Below are 19,744 nucleotides of genomic sequence, written 5' to 3'. Positions count from 1 at the left end.
AGAGTTTTTCATGACGACAACAGCGGTCAAACGCATCCGCAACTTTATTAACGGCGAGTGGATTCCGTCCAGCTCCGATCGCTTCGAAGCGGTTATCAATCCGGCCACCGGGCAAGTGATTGCCGAAGTCCCCCTGTCTTCCCGCGAAGACCTGGAGGCGGCGGTGAAGGCGGCGGAGGAAGCGTACACCTGGTGGCGAAAAACGCCTGTGCCCAACCGCACGCGCATTTTGTACCGCTACCATCAGTTGCTGGTGGAGCACGCCGAAGAGTTGGCGGTCATCATTACGAAAGAAAACGGCAAAAACATCAAAGACTCGCGCGGAGAGGTGCAGCGCGGCATTGAGGCGCTGGAAGTGGCTACCGCGACTCCTACGCTGATGATGGGGCAGGCGCTGCCGGAAATTGCCACGGGCATCGAAGGGGTCACGTACCGTTACCCGCTTGGGGTAGTGGCTGGCATTACGCCGTTCAACTTCCCGATGATGATTCCGCTGTGGATGTTCCCGCTCGCTCTCGCATGCGGCAACACCTTTGTGCTGAAGCCGTCCGAGCGCACGCCGCTTTTGGCTGAAAAGCTGGTAGAGCTGATGATGGAAGCAGGTCTGCCAAAAGGGGTGCTGAACATGGTGCACGGCGCCCACGACGTCGTCAACGGCATTTTGGAGCATCCCGCCATCAAAGCGATTTCTTTCGTCGGCTCCCAGCCAGTGGCGGAGTACGTCTACAAAACCGGAGCAGCCAATGGCAAGCGGGTCCAGGCTCTCGCCGGGGCGAAAAATCACGCGGTAGTCATGTCCGACTGCCACCTGGAGAAAACCGTGCAAGGAATCATCAACGGGGCTTTTGGCAGTGCCGGAGAGCGATGCATGGCAACTTCTGTCGTGTGTGTCATGGAGGATATTGCCGATGCGTTTATCGCCCGTCTCGTAGAGGAGGCGAAGCAGCTTTTGGCAGGCGATACGCTGGACGAATCGGCTTTTATCGCTCCGCTCATTCGCGATTCGCACCGCAAGCGGGCGCTCAGCTATATCGAGAGCGGCGAAGAGCAAGAAGCAAGCCTGCTGCTTGATGGCAGAAGCGTGATGCAGGAGCTGCCGGACGGCTACTACCTCGGGGCGACCATTTTTGAAGGGGTCACGCCGGAGATGAAGATTTGGCAGGACGAAATCTTTGCCCCGGTCTTGAGCATCGTCCGGGTGAAAAGCCTGGATGAAGCGATCGAGCTGGCGAACAAATCGAATTTTGCCAATGGAGCCGTACTCTACACCACCTCTGGCGAAAACGTGCGCCATTTCCGCGAAAATATTGATGCCGGCATGATTGGCGTGAATGTCAACGTGCCTGCGCCGATGGCGTTTTTCACCTTTGCTGGCAACAAAGCGTCGTTTTACGGGGATTTGGGCACGAACGGAACAGATGGCGTCCAGTTTTTCACCCGCAAAAAAACGGTGACCGCCCGCTGGTTCTGATTTGTCTAAAGAAACGGATCAGGGGGCGAGCGCAGCGTTTGCCCCCATTCAAGGAGGGAGCCGTCATGGCGTTTCATGAACTGTTGATGCCGCAGCGCATCGTCTACGGGCAAGGAAGCTTTGCCGAGGTCGGCCAGGAAGCGCGGCGACTGGGGCAAAAAGCATTGTTGATTAGCGATCCGGTGATGGAAAAGGTGGGCAATGTAGCTGCCTGCGAAGAGCACTTGCAGGCGCAGGGCCTCGTTTGCGTCACCTATGCGAAAGTGGATTCAGAGCCGACGGACATTCATCTCGCGGAAGCGCTGGCCCTCTGCCGGGACGAACGGTGCGACGTGATTGTGGCCGTAGGGGGCGGGAGCTGCCTCGATACGGCAAAAGCAGTCGCTTTGCTGATGACCAATGAAGGGCAGATCGCGGAGTACGTCGCCAAAGCCAAAACGGTTGTCAATAAGCCGCTGCCGCTGATTGCCGTGCCGACGACCGCAGGCACAGGCTCGGAAGTGACGAAAATGACCGTCATTACCGATACGGCCCGCCAGGTGAAAATGATGCTCGCAGACCCCGCGCTGCTGCCGCACGCGGCGATTGTCGATCCGCTGTTGAGCGTGTCCTGCCCGCCGAATGTTACGGCAGCGACAGGAATTGATGCTCTCTGCCATGCGATTGAAGCCTACCTCTCCCGGCGCGCCCAGCCAGCTACCGACATATGGGCAAGGACGGCGATTGAGCTGATCGCCACCCATTTGCGGCGCGCGTACGAAGACGGAGCGGACTTCGAGGCCCGGGACAAGATGGCGTTTGCCTCGATGCTGGCTGGCGCCGCCTTTTCCAATGCGTCTGTCGCGCTCGTGCACGGCATGTCCCGGCCGATCGGAGCCGTTTTCCACGTCCCGCACGGCATCTCAAACGCGATGCTCTTGCCTGCCGTGCTGGCCTATACAAAAGAGGCGGCAGTGGGCAGGCTCGCCGAAATCGGAAGGCTGATGCAGCCGGAAATCAAAGCGCTTTCTGACGAGCAGGCGGCAGAAGCGACAATCGAAGAGATCAAGAGCTTGTGCCTCGATTTGCACATTCCGAGCTTGCGCCATTGGGGAATTGACCAGCAGGCCTTCCAGAAGGCCGCGCCCAAGATGGCTGTGGACGCTTTGGCGAGCGGAAGTCCGGGTAATAATCCGAAAATTCCTACAGTTGAGGAGATTGTCCGGCTGTATCACATTGCCTATGACTACGATTTTCGCGGCAAGCTACAAAATGCGTGAGGAGATGAGGGCATGCTGCTCAGCTTTTTCGGCTTGATAATTGGATTAGGTCTGCTCATCTTTTTGACGATGCGCGGCATCAACATCATCGTCGCGGCCATCGTGTGCGCTGCCGTGGTGGCGGCAAGCGGCGGGCTGGGACTGGAAGAAGCGATGTCGACCCATTACATGGACGGGTTCACGGGCTTTTTTAAATCGTGGTTTTTGACGTTTCTGCTCGGCGCTGTTTTCGGAAAAGTGATGGAGGACACGCAGGCAGCGAAAGCGATCGCCGACTGGGTACGGCGAAAGCTCGGAGCGGGTCGGGCCGTTTTCGCTGTCGTGGCGGCGTGCGCGATCATGACGTATGGGGGCGTCAGCGTATTTATCGTCGCCTTTTCTGTCTATCCGATTGCGGTAGCCTTGTTCAAGGAAGCCGACCTTCCGCATCGGTTCATTCCCGCCGCGCTCGTCTTCGGCTCGATTACGTTCACGATGACGTCCCCCGGCTCGCCGGAAATTCAAAACTTGATTCCGACCCAGTTTTTCGGGACGACGCCTGGGGCGGGCGGCTGGATCGGCGTCGCGATGGCGCTGTTGCTGATGGTGTCTGGCGGGCTTTACTTGAGCCGCGCCGTTGCGAAAGCGGTGAAAAACGGCGAAGGCTTCGGATATACGTACGACCCGAAAGCAGCCGGCTCGGCAAACGAGGAAGTCGCGGCGACCGCCGCAGAAGCAGCCGAGACGAAGCTGCCGCCTATTTTGCTGGCAATAGCTCCGCTCGTCCTCGTTGTCGCAGCGCTCAACCTATTGTCCTCTTACATTTCCACTACTTCCGCCGTTTTGATCGCGCTTTTGATCGGGATATTCGCCGGGCTTGTGCTGATGAACAAATACGCGAGACATTACTGGGCGATGTTTGCCAAAGGGACAGAAAACGCCCTGATCGCCACGGCCAATACGTGCGCGGTCGTCGGCTTCGGAGCTGTGGCGGCGAAGGTCCCTGCTTTTAGCGCGATTGTGGATACGCTCGTGGGGCTGGAGGGCCTGGAATACGTGAGTCTGGGCCTGTCTGTCACGCTGATTGCCGCGATCACAGGCTCTGCCTCCGGTGGCTTGGGCATCGCCCTGCCGATTTTGGCGCCGATCTACATGAGCCAAGGTCTGGACCCGGGAGCCATGCATCGCATCTCTGCGCTCGCTTCCGGCGCTCTCGACTCGCTGCCGCATAACGGATACATCGTGACGACTGTGCGCGCGGTCTGCCATGAAACCCATCAGCGGGCCTATCGACCGATTTTTGTGTTGAGTGTCGTCATCCCGTTTGCTGTCCTTTGCCTGGCTATCGTTTTGTACATGATGTTTACTTGAGAGAAAAGTTCAAAAGTGTGCTGCAAGCGCTGCTACCGGGCAGCGCTTTTTTTGAGTGGAGAGTTTTCGCTACCATTCCTGATCTTTTGTCTTTTTTCGCCAAAAAACCGTATGCAGTGACAGCGAATGACAGCTCTTGTATAATAGACAGGATGGAGAGAAGAGACCCTAAAGGGAGGATTTCTAGCTTGAAACCAATGTCAGCGAAGCCTGATTTCAGATCAGACAGACCTGCTGCGTACCGGCGCAGGAGAGGCGGCCGGATTGTCATGTGGCTGGTAGCCTTGTTTCTCATCGCCATCGTGGCTGCCGGGGGAGCAGCGTGGTATATGTACGAAGGACTGCAACCCGTAGACGGACCGCAAACGGCCAAAAACGTGACGATTCCCACTGGTTCTTCCGTGCGGGAAATCGGCAGATTGCTGGAAGAGCAAGGGCTGATCCGCAATGCCGATCTGTTCCAGTACTACGTGAAGTACAAAGGCGTGGCCCCGCAACTGAAGGCAGGCGAGTACCAGTTTACAACAGGACAAGCCATTGACGATATGCTCACGGCGATGGCAGAGGGAAAAACGGTAGTGAACGCAGCGCGTTTTACCATCCCGGAAGGCTGGAACATTGAGCAGATTGCCGAACATCTGGACAAGGAAGGCATTGTCGAGAAAGCAGCTTTTCTGAAAGAAGTGAACGAAGGAGAATTTCCGGAGTACGAATTTGTGGCGCAGATTCCGAAAAACAAGGATCGCAAGCACCGTCTCGAAGGGTATTTGTTCCCGGAGACGTACGAGGTGGACAAGGACGCCACTGCGCATGAAGTCGTCTCGCGGATGCTGGCCCAATTCGAGAAAGTATGGCAGCCGCAGTGGACAGAGCAGCTCAAACAGCGCGGACTGACGCTCGATGAGGCGGTCAGCCTCGCTTCCATCGTGGAACGGGAAGTGACGGTAGACAAGGAGCGGCCGCTCGTCGCCGGCGTGTACTACAACCGCATCCGCGATAAATGGCCGCTGCAGGCCGACGCCACCGTGCAGTTTATTTTGGGCAAGCAACGCGATCGGCTGACGTATGAAGATTTGAAGGTGAAAAGCCCGTACAACACGTACCTGAACCCGGGCTTGCCGCCGGGACCGATTGCCAATCCGGGCAGAGCCTCACTGGAAGCGGTTGTCAATCCCGCACAGCACGACTACTTTTTCTACGTCACGAAAAAAGACGGAACCTCGGAGCATTACTTCTCCAAAACACTTTCTGAGCACAACGCAAATGATGCAAAAAGCAGGGGAAACTAACCAGGTTTCCTCTGTTCTTTTTGGCGAGGTATGCTATAATAATGCGGTTGTAACGAAAGAGGAGTGAAATCATGATAACCAATCCCGCAATCGACGACTACGTGTCGGGCCTGGTTCCGGCGCGATCGCCGCTTCTGGCGCGACTGGAACAGGAAGCTGCCGAAGAAAATATTCCGATCGTTCAGCTTGCTTCCGCTCAGGTGATGAGAATGCTGCTTTTGCTGCATCGCCCCCAATCGATTTTGGAGGTAGGTACAGCGATCGGCTATTCGACCATTTGGCTTGCCGAAGCAGCACCACAGGCGCGGATTGTCACGATGGACATAGATGAAGAACGCCTGGCGCGGGCACGGGCCAATGTAGCGGAAGCGGGCTGCGCGGACCGGGTTGAAATCCTGTTGCGCGACGCGACGCTTGGACTGCCTGATTCCTATCAGTTTGACTGCCTGTTTATCGACGCGGCCAAAGGACAGTATCGGGCGTTTCTCGATTTGTACTTGCCCCTGCTCCGGGAGGGGGGACTTGTCATCAGCGACAACGTCCTGTTCCGCGGATTGGTGGCGACGCCAGACGAGGCAGGCAAAAGACAACGGCCGATGGTGGACAAGCTGCTCGCCTTCAACGCGCATTTGGCAGAGCGGCCGGATTTGGAGACGACGTTCATACCAGTAGGGGACGGACTGGCTGTCAGCTTGAAGAAACGCATGCAGCCGTAGGGTGATTTCGTTAGAAGCAGCATGAGGAAGGGGACATGTGGCATGGGTAACCCCGTATTGATTGGGGTAGCAGGAGGCAGTGGTTCGGGAAAGACCACGGTGGCAAAGGAGCTGTATCACCAGTTCCGCAACGATAGCGTGACGATGATCGAGCAAGATTCGTACTACAAAGATCAGAGCCATCTGAGTATAGAAGAGCGAGCCTTGACGAATTACGACCATCCGCTTGCATTTGACAACGATCTGCTTTTGCACCACTTGCAGGAACTGCTGCAAGGACGGGCGATCCAAAAGCCGATTTACGATTTCAAGGTGCACAACCGCAAGAGCGAGCAAATCCAGGTAGACCCGAAGGACGTCATCATTCTCGAAGGGATGCTGATTTTAGAAGACGAGCGGATTCGCAATCTTATGGATATCAAGGTGTTTGTCGACACGGATGCGGATGTGCGCATCGTTCGCCGGATCGTGCGCGATATCGAGGAGCGCGGCCGTTCGCTGGATTCTGTAGTCAATCAATATTTGAATGTTGTGCGTCCGATGCACCTGCAGTTCATCGAGCCGACCAAGCGCTATGCGGATGTCATCATTCCCGAAGGCGGATACAACCGCGTGGCACTCGATCTTTTGTCGACGAAAATCAAAAACATCCTGTTGGAAAAACAGCAGCCAGCCAGGCTGTAGCATCCAATCCGGTTTTGAACGAAAGCACACTGCCAGTTGCAGTGTGTTTTTTGCATGGAAAAGTTTCTCGCCCGGCGATTCCGGCAATACTGGGAAAAAAAGGGCGGGGAGGGAAACGGCATGCAGCTTGATCGACGGATCAAACGACGGCATTTTCTCGTGTTGATGGCGATGACGCTACTCTGGGTAGGGCTGATTGCCCGGCTGTGGTGGATACAGCTCGGCGCGCCCCATCGCTTTTCCCGGCGCGGAATCGACTTGGTGAAAGCTTCGGTGAAGCAGCGGCAGCAAAGCTTTGTGCTGCACAGCGGCCGCGGAGATATTTTGGATCGCGGCGGCTATGCGTTTACAGGCGTAGAGCATCTCGCCCTGATTTTGTTTCCGCTTGCCCGCGGCAGCCTGGAAGGGACAGAAGGGCTTGCCAGGCTGGCGGAAATTACAGGCCAGCCAAAAGAACGGCTGTCCGAGACGATGGAAAAAGCAAAGGTCCCGCTGCTTCTGCGCAGCGAAACAGGCAAGCTGATCGAGCTTACCCAAAAGCAGGCAGACGAAATCAACGCGCTTGCGATTCCCGGTGTAGTAGCATTGGCGGTGACGGAGCGCTACCGCACAGACGAAGTGGCCAAGCATCTGATCGGCTTCATTCACAAAAATCCTGGCATGGTCGAGACGCTCTACCCGGACGAATGGGCGAGCGGCAAAATGAATGCGGAATCTACCGTTGGCGCATCCGGGCTGGAAAGAAGCTTTGACCGCTTTTTGCAAGGAGTGGAGCCGTCGGTCTTGTCCTACTACGTCGACGGCCAGGGCAAGCCGCTGCGCGGACTGGACATTCGCTATACGAAGCCTAGCAATCAATATTACCCGCTTTCGCTGTCGACCACGCTCGATGTGGACATTCAGCGGCGAATGGAGGCGGCGGCAGATCAGGTCGGCCTGCGGGAAGGCAGCGTCGTCGTCCTGGATGCGCAAAACGCCGATATTCTCGCCGCTGTCAGCCGGCCAAGCTACGACCAGACGAATGTAGGCGGCCAAGCCGGCGAGTGGAAAAACAGGGCGTTCAAGCAGTTGCCGCCAGGCTCTGTCTTCAAGACGGTGGTAGCCGCTGCCGCCTTGGCGGAAGGCGTGATTTCCCCTACGGAGCGGTTTACGTGTACGGGCGAGTACGGCAAGTACCATTTTTCCTGCTGGAAAAAGGAAGGGCACGGCAGCGTCACGATGGAGGAGGCTTACGCCGAGTCGTGCAACATCGCTTTTGCGGAAATTGCGAAAAGAGTCGGCTCAGAAAAGCTGGAGGAGTACGCCCGGAGACTGGGCTTGACCGCTCAGGTGGGGCATGCAACTGCGCATCTGTTCAAGCTGGATGGATTCAAGCAGCTCGATGGCGAAGAAAGCGGCCGTGTGTTTGCGAAGGATGTCTCCTACAGCGACGAGGGCGTCTTGATCCAGAGCGCAATCGGCCAGCGCGATGTGCGGATTACTCCGCTGCAGGCGGCGAACATGATGGTGACGATCCTGCGCGGCGGCCAACCCGCGCAGGTACGTCTGGTCAAGGAAATTGCTTATCGAAACGGACAGCCGTTCCACCAGTTTCCGGAGCAGAAGCTCTCTGCCGCCGGAATCGACTATGTGACAGCGAGCAAGCTGCGCAAAATGATGCGCAAGGTCGTTACAGATGGGACCGGCCAAATACTGCTGGATTCTTCCTGGCAGGTTGCCGGGAAGAGCGGGACCGCCCAGACAGGGAGTACAAGCGATTCCAAAAATCACCTTTGGTTTGTCGGCTACGCTCCTTTGGAGGAGCCGCGCTATGCGATTTGTGTCGTAGCAGAGAACCAGCCAAGCTGGGGGAAGAACCAGGCGATGGAGCTTTTTCGCCGGGCTGTCGATGAGCTTGCCGATTATACAGCTCGATCTTCCCAACTTCGCGCAGGGTATTCCCGAGAATGAACCCGCGCGCCTGAAGCTGATTGCGCTTGCCAAGCCCGACAATCAGCATCAGCGGGGAGGAAGACATGTACACGGATTGCGAAGCTTTTGCCCAGATGGTTCGTTTGTCCCCTTTGCTCGGGGACAGCCGCTTGATCGTGTGGCTATGCCAATCGCCGATGTACTGCCACTGGCGGTTTCGGCTCAGCTTGCGGACGAGCCTTTTCAAGTAGTCATCATCGAAAAAGATCGAGTGCGGCTGGTGAATCGCATTTGGCCCCGGGTCGCTGGCAAACGTCACGACCCACTTTTCATCCCCGAGCGGATATCCCATCATGATCCCTCCTGTTTCCAGCGAGGGTTTTTTTCGTACAGTCTGTTCGATCTGCTTCCATGCCTTTGGCGTGATGTACAGTGTCGTCATGAAACGCGTTCCCTCCTTGAAATCACCGCTAGCATTCGCTCTATATCGTATGTGCGGCGCAAGCAGAACGTCCCGCTCGCGAAATCATGACAATTGTCGAAAAAAGATTGTAACTCTTCCCCTTCCTTTCTATAATTTAGGAAAATACATGACTGGAAAGGTTGATTGTATGCCTACGGCACCCGTCGATCACAAACTGATTGGGCAAGTATTAGCAGAGGATCTTTACTCCAACAGCGGAGTTTTGCTGCTGGGAAAGAATACGACGATTACGGCTGCACATGTACATATTCTTCTGAAACAGCGAGTGCGAGAGGTTGCGGTCGTGCAAACCTGGACGGAAGGAACGGGGGAGCAGGTTTCTACACAATTATTCCAGTTGGAGGCTGACGCGGAGACTGTCGCCGCTTACGTACAAGCCTTGGACCAGACGCGGCTGCTTTTCGATCAACTGCAGCAGGACAAGGTGGGCAGTCTGGAGCAGTTTTCGCAAATTTTTGCGAATGTGCTGGAAAAATCGACGAAGCATCTGGGACTGTTTCGTTCCCTGTACGTGTTGGAAGGGGCGGACAGTTATACATATCGGCATTCGTTGAACGTAGGCATTCTGTGTTCGCTGATCGCCCGGCTGTTGAAGTGGGACGAGCAGCAGGTGACGTTTATGGGGAACGCAGGATTTTTGCATGACGTGGGAAAAATGCGCATTCCCAAGGAAGTGCTGCTCAAGCCGGACAAGCTGACAGAGGAAGAATTTGCGATCATGAAAAAGCATACGACTTACGGCTACGACATGATTCGCAAGATGGAAGGCGGCTCAGAGAAGCTGGCGCTCTGCGCGCTGCTTCACCACGAGCGGCTGGATGGCTCCGGGTATCCTGAACAGCGAAAAGGCGACGAAATACCGCTGGAGTGCCAGGTTTTGGCGATCGCCGACATGTTCGACGCGATTTGCTCCGACCGGGTCTACAAAGGCAGAACTTCTCCGTTCGAGGCGGCGCAGCTTCTGTGGAAGGAAGCTTGCAACGGGCTGTTGAACATTGAGGTGGTCTCGGTTTTTGTGCGCTACATCGCTTTGCTGTACGTCGGGGCGAGGGCGCGCCTGAGCAGCGGTGAAGAGGTCGAAGTAATTCTGATTCACCAGGACGAGCCGATGCGGCCATTGGTGCGGCGCAGCGGCGAGTTTCTCGATTTGCGTTACGAGCGCAAGCTGACGATTGAAAAAATGATCGGGTAGGCGTAGACAGACCGCTCTCTATGTGAGAGCGGTTTCTTTGTTGCCAATTTGTGACAGTTGTGCGGGTAGCTCGACCTTGGGCGCAAAGTGTGCCACAATGAGACTGATGTTGGCTTTGGCCAGCAAAAAAACGGGTCGCCTTTCGCAGCCGTCTGTTTAGGGGACGGCGCATGGACACGTACAGTACACGCAAGGAGAGAGTACCATGATACGTAAAGCGGAACCGAGAGATGCAGCATTTGCGGCACCGCTGATTTATGAAGCCATTGGAGATATCGCGTACACCTTGACGGGAGCGACGGAGGCTGACGAGGCCATTTCGCTGATGGCGCAGTTTTTCGCGCAGCAACAAAATCGGCTCAGCTACGAAAATGCCGTCATTGCCATGGAAGGAGACGAGCCAATGGGACTGGCGCTGTTTTATCATGGCAGCCAGACCGAAGCGCTCGATCGGCCGTTTGTCGAGTTTGTCCAAAAGCGGACGGGCGTAGCTCCCGCGCTGGTCAAGGAAGCGCGCGACGATGAGTTTTACCTCGATTCGATAGCGGTGCGCTCGGACAAGAGGGGCAGAGGGATCGGCAAAAAGCTGCTGGCAGCGTTCGAGCAGGAGGCAATCCAGCGCCGCCATGACCGCATCGCCCTTTTGGTGGACGAGGAAAATCCGCGTGCGCGCCAGCTCTACGAAGCATTGGGCTATCGCCAGGACGGGACGATAAGGGTGAGCGGACATCAATTCCGCCATATGGTTAAAAGCGTATTAGTGCCGGTATAGATCGTGCCGGTGTAGAAAAAACGTTTCCGATTCGAAGGAAACGTTTTTTTGCATGCGGGTGTGCGGTGGCATGGGGAGATGGAGCGGCTGGAGTGATTGGTAAGTGGCGGTTGGGGACGACAGGTACGGTCAGCATGCGGCCAGCCAAGTTTTGAGCATGTTAGCGTGGAAAATTTGGTTGAAATTGTTTCTTTGGAAGGTTGAAAATCGACGGCTACATTCGTAACAATAAGAAAAAGCAGGTCAAGCCAAGCATGGACAAAAAAGGAGCTGCCTGAATGCGCGAGCAGATGGAAAAGTGGGTTCACGCGTGGAAAACGCTTATGACGGACATGGAAAGACAAGGGGCGCGTATTTGGCCGCTCATCATCGGGCCGCCTGCTGCGCCAGAGCAAGTCGCAGAGGCGGAAGCGCGGCTGGGGATCAGGTTGCCTGCGGCCATTCGCCGGATTTTGCTTGCGGGGACGAGTCGCGTCCAGGTTGGCTGGTCGTTGCCAGCGAGAACGGGCGAGCCTTTTTCCCTCAGCGGGGATCTCGGCTGGAGCCTGGACGGCTTCGAGTGGCCTTATTTTGGCGACGAGGAAGACCCGAGCGACGAGCAGCGGTATCTTTGCTTCCACACAGGAGGCAATGGCGACATGCTGCTGCTGGATTTGCGAGCTGGCGCAGACGATCCGCCCGTGTATGCCTGGGGGCATGAGACAGGCGAGTTTCTTTTGCTCGGGCAAAGCTTCACGGCATTTGTCGACCGGGTGACAGCGCTTGGGTGTATCGGGGCAGAGAGCTGGAACTACGAGCCGTTTGCCGGAGCGGATGGCCTGGATGTGCACGGGCACAACGCAGAAAGCTGGAAGCGGTGGCTGCAGAGCGTTCGCTGGAAGAAGCGGCTACTGACTTTTCCTGGCTGATCGAATACGCCGCGATGCACGGAGCAGGGGACGAACGCGTCCGGGTGGCGTTTCGCCAGTATGCGCCGGACAGCATTTTGCAAGCATGGGTGACGAAAATCGCGCAGGAAAAGACCTTTTCCGGAAGGGAGCCATGGTGCGAGCTTTTGGCGGAAACGCAGGGAGCCAATGCTGCGGGCTGGGTTCGTTCGCTGTGGCAGCCGCAGGAAGGAGAAAAGCTCGTGTCTGGCAGCCAGCGGGCTTATTTGACCGCAGCGTGCCTGCCCTGCCGGAAGCAGAAGGGCTGCCGCTCGTTCTTGCGGAGTTGGACGAAGAGGCCGGGAGTGGAGGCAGATCATGTCGGGCAGGAGGGGAACGGGGAATGAAGCATGTCGTTGCGATTTGGGGAACGACCTTGCAGACGGACGAAGAGCTGCAGTCTTTCCTGCAGCCTGAGTACACGGAGGACGGGGACGTGATCCCGTCCGGATTTATGGCCGCCGCAGGGCTGGATTGGGTTGACGAAGATTTTTTCGAGGTGCACGCGGTGGCGCAGGTAGAGGAGCGGGCAGCGTTTTTGGCTTATTTGCAGCGCGAGTGCGTATCCGCCGGGGAGAGTTTTGCCGAAAAAATTCCGCCGAACCTGTCCGGGGAGATTGCCCGTTTTCCGACAGTTATTTTGCTCTACGGGCAAGTGACCAACTACGGGACTGTGAATGAAGCTTTGTTTGCGCTGACGGGTGAGCAGCACGTAGGCGATGGGCTTGTGGAGCTGTTGGCGACAATCGAATATGAGGAATGAGCAGGGGCGTCCGGCTGAGTGCGGGCGCTTTTTCTATTTTTCAAGCTGGGGAGAGGTTGAGTCATAAAGGGGAAGCAGAAGGCTAACGTTTGGGAACAGACGCGCTATTGCCTTTCTTCTATTGAAGAGAGGTGCCGAAAGGGCAGCAAGGCAAGAGGGGGCACTTTTCTAGCAAGAAGGAGCCTAGATTATCTTTTGTTTCGAATAGGGCTCATTCCGTCTGGCTGCGTTGTTCTGGCAACGCAGATAAATACACGGTGTGCAGGTTCGAAACCGATAAAAAATACGTCCTCCCAGATGATGTTTGTCCGTTTCGGGAACGCAGATTCGTTCATTTGATATGTATTGTAAGGTTTTTTCCTTACGTACTTTACATGAGGAGTTGGTGTGCATGCCAATCATCAAACCGTTTATGACGTCTCTGCGCTTCACCTCGACGATGGGAGCCGGAACAGGTACAGGAGCCACTTTTGCGATTGCAGCAACCGAGTTCAGTACAGATGCGGGTACTGCGGCTACTGCATTCCCAAGCACCTTTGCCTTCTACAATCTCTACATCAACGGCGTCCTGCAGCCAGGAAACACGTCCACCATCAGCACAACCACTATCACGATCCCGGATGGCGACGCTGAGAATGCGGGGACACCTGTCTTGGTTGAATTCGTCGTCAACTAAAACAAGAGATCCACTCAAACGGGAAGCCCCAGGCGATTGTACATGCCTGGGGTACTCTCGTTCCGTCGCCAGACTGTCTGACATGGGTGGGAGAAGTGGCGCACGCTCCTTTTTTGCCCGTTCTCGTTGGACAAAAAACAGCTTAGCCGAGTTACGCATGGAAAGCTTTGGAGGTGAACCGGCAGCCGCAAAAACGCACGCATCATTCGTATAGAGAGGAGGGAAAAGTTTTGCAGCAAAGAAACATCCAGTGCAGCGCCGCCAATCGGACGTACTCCCTAAATGTGCGTTATCAGCTCATGCCTTTGGGATGTCCAGACATTTTTCCGGGACAGCCGTGCCCTACCTGCCCCCCTTGCCCGCCGTGTCCGTGCACGCCAGGACTGCTGACCACCACGATTTATCAATACACGACGTTTTCCGATGGACAAAAAAATGTGTACACCGACGCGGATGCCGCGCCACAGCTCAGCACCTCAGGGATTCTCGGACAGCAGTCGGTTTCGATCGTCAATTTGTTCATCAACGGGATTTTGCAACCGCCCAACAGCTATGTCGTGCAAAACGGGCTGCTGGTTCTGAGCGAGGTACCCTCCCAAGGCGTCCCGATTATTTTGCAGTTTATCCAAATTGCAACTTCCTGAAACTGGGATGTAAAGGAACGAAAAGCCAAAGGCAAGCCCGCCAGGAGGCAGAGCCCGTTTTTCCGCTGGTACTTGCACTTACGGGTATTCGCCCACATAAATCAACGCTGCGCTTTCCCTTGTGCTGAAGGAATTCAGTGTAGCCGATCCACCTCACGTACGGTTTGATGAGGGGGAACTGAAACGAGTTCTGGCGACCTTCAGGTCGCCAGAACTCGTTTCAGTTCTCTACTCTAGAAACAGATACTTTATTATATAAACAGGTAAGCGAAAGGGGTAGGTATTGATGTGTGCGGCTCAAAGCCAGTCTCAAGAGAATGGAGATTATCTTACGGATAATGATATCTTGGCGAATTATGTATGAATTTACCGCTAATTGGGATAATGATAATATGATTATTATTATTAATGTCGCACAACTGAACTTGTACGACATATTAAGACAAAATTCTGCAAATATCGATCCAAATATACCATGAAAAAACAATTATTTTCAATCATTTTCTTTTTAGAGAGTATGTTGTTCAACTTGCACACTAGAGTACTTCCTTCAGGCAATCTTCGACAAAATCAGGAGCTGCTTTTTTGATTTGCTCCACTGTATGTATATAACGTTGTGTCGTATTGATGTGGGAATGCCCCAGAGTCTGTTGCACCTGTTGAAGGGACGCCCCGTTCAACAAAGCCAAGGTTGCATTGGTGTGCCGCAACCAGTGGGGGGTTACCTTCTTGGAAAAATTCGCTTTTTTACGGGCGATCTCGATGATTCGTTCAACCTGACGGGAGGTAATCGGAAAAACTTTGCCACTTCTTCTATCTTCCATACGGTATGAACAAAGCAGGTTCCAGAGCATCTCGGGTACTTTCACCTCCCGTTCTTTCCGACCTTTTCCATTAAGCACGGTCAACCAAATGGAAGTTCCCATGGGATCCGAATGAAAATCGTCCCATTCCATAGAAACCAATTCGGAAACTCTCAGACCAAGCAAAACCAAAGTCAAGCCGATGACATAATTCCGAAGCCCCATGGTGTTCAATTGCTGTAATATCATTACAACCTCATGTTTCGTTAAAAAATGCCGCCTGCTGTTATTTGAAACTTTCGGTTTTTTGATGCATGCTGCCGGATCGTGGGTAAAACAATTAATATTGACACTATTCCCCCACTTATAAAGAGAACGAAGCGGAGCCAGTAATACGGAGATTGTCGCTGTGGCATATTGGCGATTATTGTTTTCATCCCTCTTGAGCAGACTCAGTTTATAAAGTTCGACATCCCTCCAAGTAACTTCATTAAGCCTTTTTTTACCGATGAATTTTTGAAATCGTTCAATCGCGTACTTATAATTTCGCAACGTGTTTTTTGAGTGTTGATATGTTGCCAAAAACATACTGACAATTTCTTCGTCCGTCAACTCATCTTGCTCTTTCTCAATTGGCCCCACGATACCATGTTTCATTTTTTGTCCCTCCTGATGTCGTACAAGTTCAGTTGTGCGAAATTGTGTGTATGGCACTTAAGGCAATAAGTTACAAAACAATATGGGTCCTGTCAACATTATCTTTAATGGAGGGACATCCTATTGAATCAACGTATCGCAAGTTGGCTGCACAAATTATGGTTGCACGATTCGACTACTTATCATCACAGTATTCGCGTTAGTAATATGGCAAGACGAATGGCCGCAGAATTAAATTTAAATCAAGAGCAATCGCAAAAACTTGTACTGGGATGCTCCTTGCACGATATCGGTAAAATTTTTGTTCCAAAATCCATTTTAAGAAAATCCTCCGCACTGTCCCAAAATGAATGGGAATTAATTAAGCAACATCCGATATGGGGAAACGAATTTTTACAGAAGGAGGGCATCACCAACCAGGATGTTACCAGTTCGGTTCTCTACCATCATGAACGTCTGGATGGAACGGGTTACCCATTCGGTTTGATTGGCAGTGACATCCCATTCTACGCCAGAATTTGTTCCATATTGGATGCGTTCGACTGCATGGTTTCGGATCGCCCTTACCGTAAAAGCATTTCGTTCGCGGATGCCAAAACAGAGTTGTGGAAAAGTCGAAACACGCAATTTGATCCGTATTATTTGACTGTATTTCTACAAATGTGTGAATCGCACTTTATTGAGCTGTACCATACTCATGAATGTTAAAAACAGACAGTATCTTTTCTTGGCATGATCTGCCGTATCTTCTATCCGAATCCGCATTCCTTGGTTGAGTGAATATACCTAGGGGGTGAAACAATGGAAGTTTCACAGCAAGACCAGTATATAGTGATTGAGCTTGGCACAGAAAAATATGCTCTGAAGATTTCCGAAGTCTATGAAATTATAAAAAAGCAAAAAATAACAGCAGTACCTAACAGTAAGGCTTTTTTGGAAGGTGTTACGAACATTCGGGGTAAAATTGTGCCAATCATCAGTTTGCGTAAAAGATTTCAATTGGGAGAGACGTCCGTCATTCATAAAGCGAGAATCGTAGTGGTAAATCATAACGAAGAAATGATCGGCATCGTTGTAGATGGAGTTAATCAGGTAATCAAATTTTCCGATATACAGCCCTCTACCGAAATTGTTTCTGGAGTTGACGGCAGTTATTTTCAAGGGATTGGTCAGTCGGAAGAAGGATTTATCGGCATCTTAAATCTAGAATATGTTCTTGTAGGATAAGGGGGGCCATATGAATCGTTCGGAACTGATGGGAGTCTTCCTATCTGAAGTGGAAGAACAACTTCAATTGCTGGAACGGGAAATTCTGAATTTGGAACTGCAAGGCGAGTCCCCGCAAATCATACAAAGCATTTTTCGGGTCGCTCACACTTTAAAAGGTTCATCGGCTGCGATGGGTTTCGAGGAAATGAAACAATTAACCCATGAAATGGAAAATATTTTGGACAAGATCCGAAATCAATATTTGCCGGTGACGCAACAGGTTGTAGATATCTTATTTCAATGTTTGGATCATTTAAACGGGTTAAAAAAAGAGATTGAACAGGAAGGTGCAACGATAACGAATGTCGATTCCATCGTGCATCAATTGCGGCAGTTGGAAAACAGGTTGGAAGAAAATTTTGGATCAGAAGGTAAGCTGTCTGCAGATGAAAGACAGGAATTAACGAAGTGGATATGTAAAGTCCGTTTATCCGATCAGTGCGAGATGAAAATTGCTCGTGCCTACATTGTATTAAACCATTTAAAAAATTATGCGTCCGTTATTTCGACGGAACCAGACTTGGATAGCATAACCGAAGAAGCAACCTTTAATGAAATCGCCTGTATCATCACGACTAGTTTGGATCCTGAAACCATTCAACATAAATTGGGCGAGCTTCTTGATGTTGAGGATGTCAAAGTGACGCCTGTTTCAAATGACAGCTTGGATGATCTTACTGTGTCATTGACAGAAGCCAAAAAGGACGTGCAGCAAAAAAACAAAAACCCCATCAAGAGCGAAAAGGAAGGAAAGAAAATAGGGCAAACGGTTCGCGTTGATGTCGATCTCTTGGAGAACATTATGAATTTGGTTGGCGAATTGGTCATTGACCAGACAAGAATCGCCCAAGTCGGAAATTTGTTGCGCGACCGTTATTCAACGGACGAAACAATTGATGATCTGGAGCAAATATCCAATCATTTCAACCGAATTATCGGGGAACTTCAAGAATCCGTAATGAAAACACGAATGCTTCCCATTGAGCAGTTGTTCAGCCGTTTCCCAAGAATGGTACGGGATTTGTCCCGAACGTTAAACAAGGAAGTCAATCTGCTGCTTGAGGGGAAAGAAACAGAACTGGATCGGACTGTCATAGAGGAAATTGGAGATCCATTGATTCACCTGATCCGAAATTCCATGGACCACGGCATAGAAGAACCGGAAGTTAGAAAAAATCTGGGAAAATCCCCCAAGGGCACAATAACGATTAAGGCATCCCATCAAGAAAATCAGGTGGTACTGACGGTAGAGGATGACGGGGCAGGCATAAACGCGCAGAAAGTAAAAGAATCCGCCATTTGCAAACAACTGATTCCTGCTCAAAATGCCGAAATGATGTCACAACAGGAACTGATTAATCTTATTTTTCTTCCCGGTTTTACCACAGCCCAGTCCGTCAGCGATATATCGGGACGCGGAGTCGGAATGGATATTGTCCGAAATCATATCGAGAAATTAAACGGATTAATCGATGTAGAAACCCGTTTGGGTGAGGGGACGAAGTTTACGATTAAATTGCCTTTAACTTTAGCTATTGTTCGGGGGCTTCTGATCAAGTTAAATAATACAATTTATGCCCTGCCCATGAGTTGCGTGATCGAAATCGTCCGCATGTCTAAAAAAGAAATACGCTCCATCAAGGGACAATCTGTTGTAAAAATCAGAGATAAAGTTTTTCCTCTCATAAGGCTTCACGATTATTTTAGAATGCCTTCCGGTAAAACAAATGCCAAAAATGTATTTATCGTGGTTGTTGGACTGGCGGAAAAAAGACTCGGTTTGGTTGTCGATGAATTGATCGGCAGCCAAGAAATTGTAGTAAAATCCATAGGTTCCTATATCGGACAGGTCGAAGGCGTTTCGGGGGCCACAATTCTAGGTGATGGAAGCGTAGCGCTGATCTTGGACGTAACCGGAGTATTCAAATTGGCAAATAACCTTAAGTCTATCGAGTCCGAAGTCACAGATGATGTGGTCTAACCATATCTATTTTTCACAATAAGGGAGGGGTTAATCGGTGACATCTGCCCAAAAAATCAAGCAGGTGGTTACCTTTCGAATAGAAACGGAGGAATTCGGACAATCGTCTCATTATATTGCTTCGTCTGGATCACTTGTTAAACAAGTTGGACATGAATTTCATCATCAACGAAGTTGAAAATGGGGAGGAAAACATTCAATGAGTACTTTGACCAAAAAACTAACTCACAAATTTATGAAAGTTGCAGGAGTTTCTGAAACCATTGAAGCGGCTATAACAGATTCAAAAAGATTAGAGCAAAATCTGAAGGATCTTTTCGTAATTACGGAACAGATTTCTCATGGGACCAGCCAGCAGTCGTCATCTATTGAATCCACATCCGATCTAGTTGAAGAGATATCGAAATCCATTCGAGGGGTAAGCAATAATTCAGATCGTCTGGCTGCTTCCGCGAATGAAATCGCGGAATCCATCCAGGAGATGGTTTCTTCCATTCAGCAAGTAGCCGGAAACGCTGAAAGCACGGCAAGTTCCGTGGAGCAGATTTCCGCTTCCATTGAAGAAATGGGACAGTCGATTCAAGGCGTAGCCGATAATGCTGCGAACTTGACCGTTTCGGCGGAAGAAACTTCGAATGCCATCCAGGAGATGGTCGCTTCCATTCAGCAAGTAGCTGGAAATAGCCAAAGTACGGCAAGTTCCGTGGAGCAGATTTCCGCTTCTATTGAAGAAATGGGACAGTCGATCAAAGGCGTAGCCGATAATGCGGCAAGCCTGACCGCCTCGGCGGAAGAAACCTCGAATGCCATCCAGGAAATGGTCGCTTCCATTCAGCAAGTAGCCGGAAATGCTGAAAGCACGGCAAGTTCCGTGGAGCAGATTTCCGCTTCCATTGA

General features: G+C 52.1%; 18 protein-coding genes and 2 pseudogenes. 18 read left to right on the top strand and 2 right to left on the bottom strand.

The features are described 5' to 3' along the window. The first annotated feature begins 10 nt into the window (after positions 1–10). The 7 genes from AC27IT_RS03025 to AC27IT_RS02995 all read left to right on the top strand — a co-directional run bounded on the left by AC27IT_RS03025 (position 11) and on the right by AC27IT_RS02995 (position 8,719). Positions 11–1,471 carry a CoA-acylating methylmalonate-semialdehyde dehydrogenase gene (locus tag AC27IT_RS03025; RefSeq protein WP_005832498.1) on the top strand — a complete coding sequence of 487 codons (1,461 nt, stop codon included), beginning with the start codon at positions 11–13 and terminating at the stop codon, positions 1,469–1,471. Positions 1,472–1,536: 65 nt separating this feature from the next. Further along, the gene (locus AC27IT_RS03020; RefSeq protein ID WP_007782289.1) at positions 1,537–2,730 is read left to right on the top strand and encodes an iron-containing alcohol dehydrogenase; all 1,194 of its coding nucleotides are present in this window, start codon (positions 1,537–1,539) and stop codon (positions 2,728–2,730) included. Between the two features lie 12 nt (positions 2,731–2,742). Continuing rightward, the gene (locus AC27IT_RS03015) at positions 2,743–4,080 is read left to right on the top strand and encodes a GntP family permease (RefSeq protein ID WP_283859023.1); all 1,338 of its coding nucleotides are present in this window, start codon (positions 2,743–2,745) and stop codon (positions 4,078–4,080) included. 188 nt (positions 4,081–4,268) lie between these two features. Next, a complete protein-coding gene (gene mltG, locus AC27IT_RS03010) occupies positions 4,269–5,369 on the top strand; it encodes an endolytic transglycosylase MltG (RefSeq protein WP_283859024.1) in 1,101 nt (366 codons plus the stop codon). Positions 5,370–5,440: 71 nt separating this feature from the next. After that, positions 5,441–6,085, top strand: a complete 645-nt coding sequence (locus AC27IT_RS03005; RefSeq protein WP_005832506.1) for an O-methyltransferase — start codon at positions 5,441–5,443, stop codon at positions 6,083–6,085. A gap of 42 nt (positions 6,086–6,127) precedes the next feature. Beyond that, positions 6,128–6,769: a uridine kinase gene (gene udk, locus AC27IT_RS03000; RefSeq protein WP_005832508.1), complete on the top strand. Its 642-nt coding sequence runs from the start codon at positions 6,128–6,130 to the stop codon at positions 6,767–6,769. Positions 6,770–6,889: 120 nt separating this feature from the next. After that, complete coding sequence (locus tag AC27IT_RS02995; RefSeq protein WP_221843233.1) at positions 6,890–8,719, top strand: peptidoglycan D,D-transpeptidase FtsI family protein; 1,830 nt, start codon at positions 6,890–6,892, stop codon at positions 8,717–8,719. 91 nt (positions 8,720–8,810) lie between these two features. Here the strand turns inward: AC27IT_RS02995 and AC27IT_RS02990 are convergent. Continuing rightward, positions 8,811–9,032 (bottom strand): annotated as a pseudogene (locus AC27IT_RS02990) (Mov34/MPN/PAD-1 family protein); the annotation flags it as partial. Positions 9,033–9,291: 259 nt separating this feature from the next. Between AC27IT_RS02990 and AC27IT_RS02985 the strand changes: the two are divergent. The 7 genes from AC27IT_RS02985 to AC27IT_RS02955 all read left to right on the top strand — a co-directional run bounded on the left by AC27IT_RS02985 (position 9,292) and on the right by AC27IT_RS02955 (position 14,137). Then, a complete protein-coding gene (locus AC27IT_RS02985; protein ID WP_005832511.1) occupies positions 9,292–10,356 on the top strand; it encodes an HD-GYP domain-containing protein in 1,065 nt (354 codons plus the stop codon). 205 nt (positions 10,357–10,561) lie between these two features. Beyond that, positions 10,562–11,128, top strand: coding sequence for a GNAT family N-acetyltransferase (locus AC27IT_RS02980; protein ID WP_005832512.1), 567 nt, complete (start codon positions 10,562–10,564; stop codon positions 11,126–11,128). A 278-nt stretch (positions 11,129–11,406) separates the two neighbouring features. Continuing rightward, on the top strand, positions 11,407–12,036 hold the full coding sequence (locus AC27IT_RS02975) for an SMI1/KNR4 family protein (protein ID WP_487091579.1): 630 nt from the start codon (positions 11,407–11,409) through the stop codon (positions 12,034–12,036). Then, positions 11,985–12,401, top strand: a complete 417-nt coding sequence (locus AC27IT_RS02970) for a hypothetical protein (RefSeq protein WP_235694727.1) — start codon at positions 11,985–11,987, stop codon at positions 12,399–12,401. Before AC27IT_RS02975 ends, AC27IT_RS02970 begins: the two co-directional genes overlap by 52 nt. Then, the gene (locus tag AC27IT_RS02965; protein ID WP_005832514.1) at positions 12,398–12,817 is read left to right on the top strand and encodes an immunity 22 family protein; all 420 of its coding nucleotides are present in this window, start codon (positions 12,398–12,400) and stop codon (positions 12,815–12,817) included. The genes AC27IT_RS02970 and AC27IT_RS02965 overlap by 4 nt, the downstream gene beginning before the upstream one ends. Before the next feature lie 391 nt (positions 12,818–13,208). Further along, complete coding sequence (locus AC27IT_RS02960; protein WP_005832515.1) at positions 13,209–13,493, top strand: DUF4183 domain-containing protein; 285 nt, start codon at positions 13,209–13,211, stop codon at positions 13,491–13,493. Positions 13,494–13,723: 230 nt separating this feature from the next. Then, positions 13,724–14,137 (top strand): DUF4183 domain-containing protein, encoded by a 414-nt coding sequence (locus tag AC27IT_RS02955; protein ID WP_309479573.1) that lies wholly within the window; start codon positions 13,724–13,726, stop codon positions 14,135–14,137. Positions 14,138–14,673: 536 nt separating this feature from the next. On the opposite strand, the gene AC27IT_RS02950 is transcribed toward AC27IT_RS02955, so the two are convergent. After that, a complete protein-coding gene (locus tag AC27IT_RS02950; protein WP_025847124.1) occupies positions 14,674–15,597 on the bottom strand; it encodes a tyrosine-type recombinase/integrase in 924 nt (307 codons plus the stop codon). A 123-nt stretch (positions 15,598–15,720) separates the two neighbouring features. On the opposite strand from AC27IT_RS02950, the gene AC27IT_RS02945 reads away from it, so the two are divergent. The 4 genes and pseudogenes from AC27IT_RS02945 to AC27IT_RS02930 all read left to right on the top strand — a co-directional run. After that, entirely contained in the window at positions 15,721–16,305 is a 585-nt protein-coding gene (locus tag AC27IT_RS02945; protein WP_081414796.1) for an HD-GYP domain-containing protein, read from the top strand. Positions 16,306–16,398: 93 nt separating this feature from the next. After that, positions 16,399–16,824: a chemotaxis protein CheW gene (locus AC27IT_RS02940; RefSeq protein ID WP_025847129.1), complete on the top strand. Its 426-nt coding sequence runs from the start codon at positions 16,399–16,401 to the stop codon at positions 16,822–16,824. A 10-nt stretch (positions 16,825–16,834) separates the two neighbouring features. Next, a complete protein-coding gene (locus AC27IT_RS02935; RefSeq protein WP_340673271.1) occupies positions 16,835–18,847 on the top strand; it encodes a chemotaxis protein CheW in 2,013 nt (670 codons plus the stop codon). Positions 18,848–19,046: 199 nt separating this feature from the next. Beyond that, positions 19,047–19,744, top strand: a pseudogene (locus AC27IT_RS02930) (methyl-accepting chemotaxis protein); the annotation flags it as partial.

Source organism: Brevibacillus sp. YAE8, from assembly GCF_057543335.1.
This window is presented reverse-complemented; position numbering and strand designations above follow the sequence as displayed.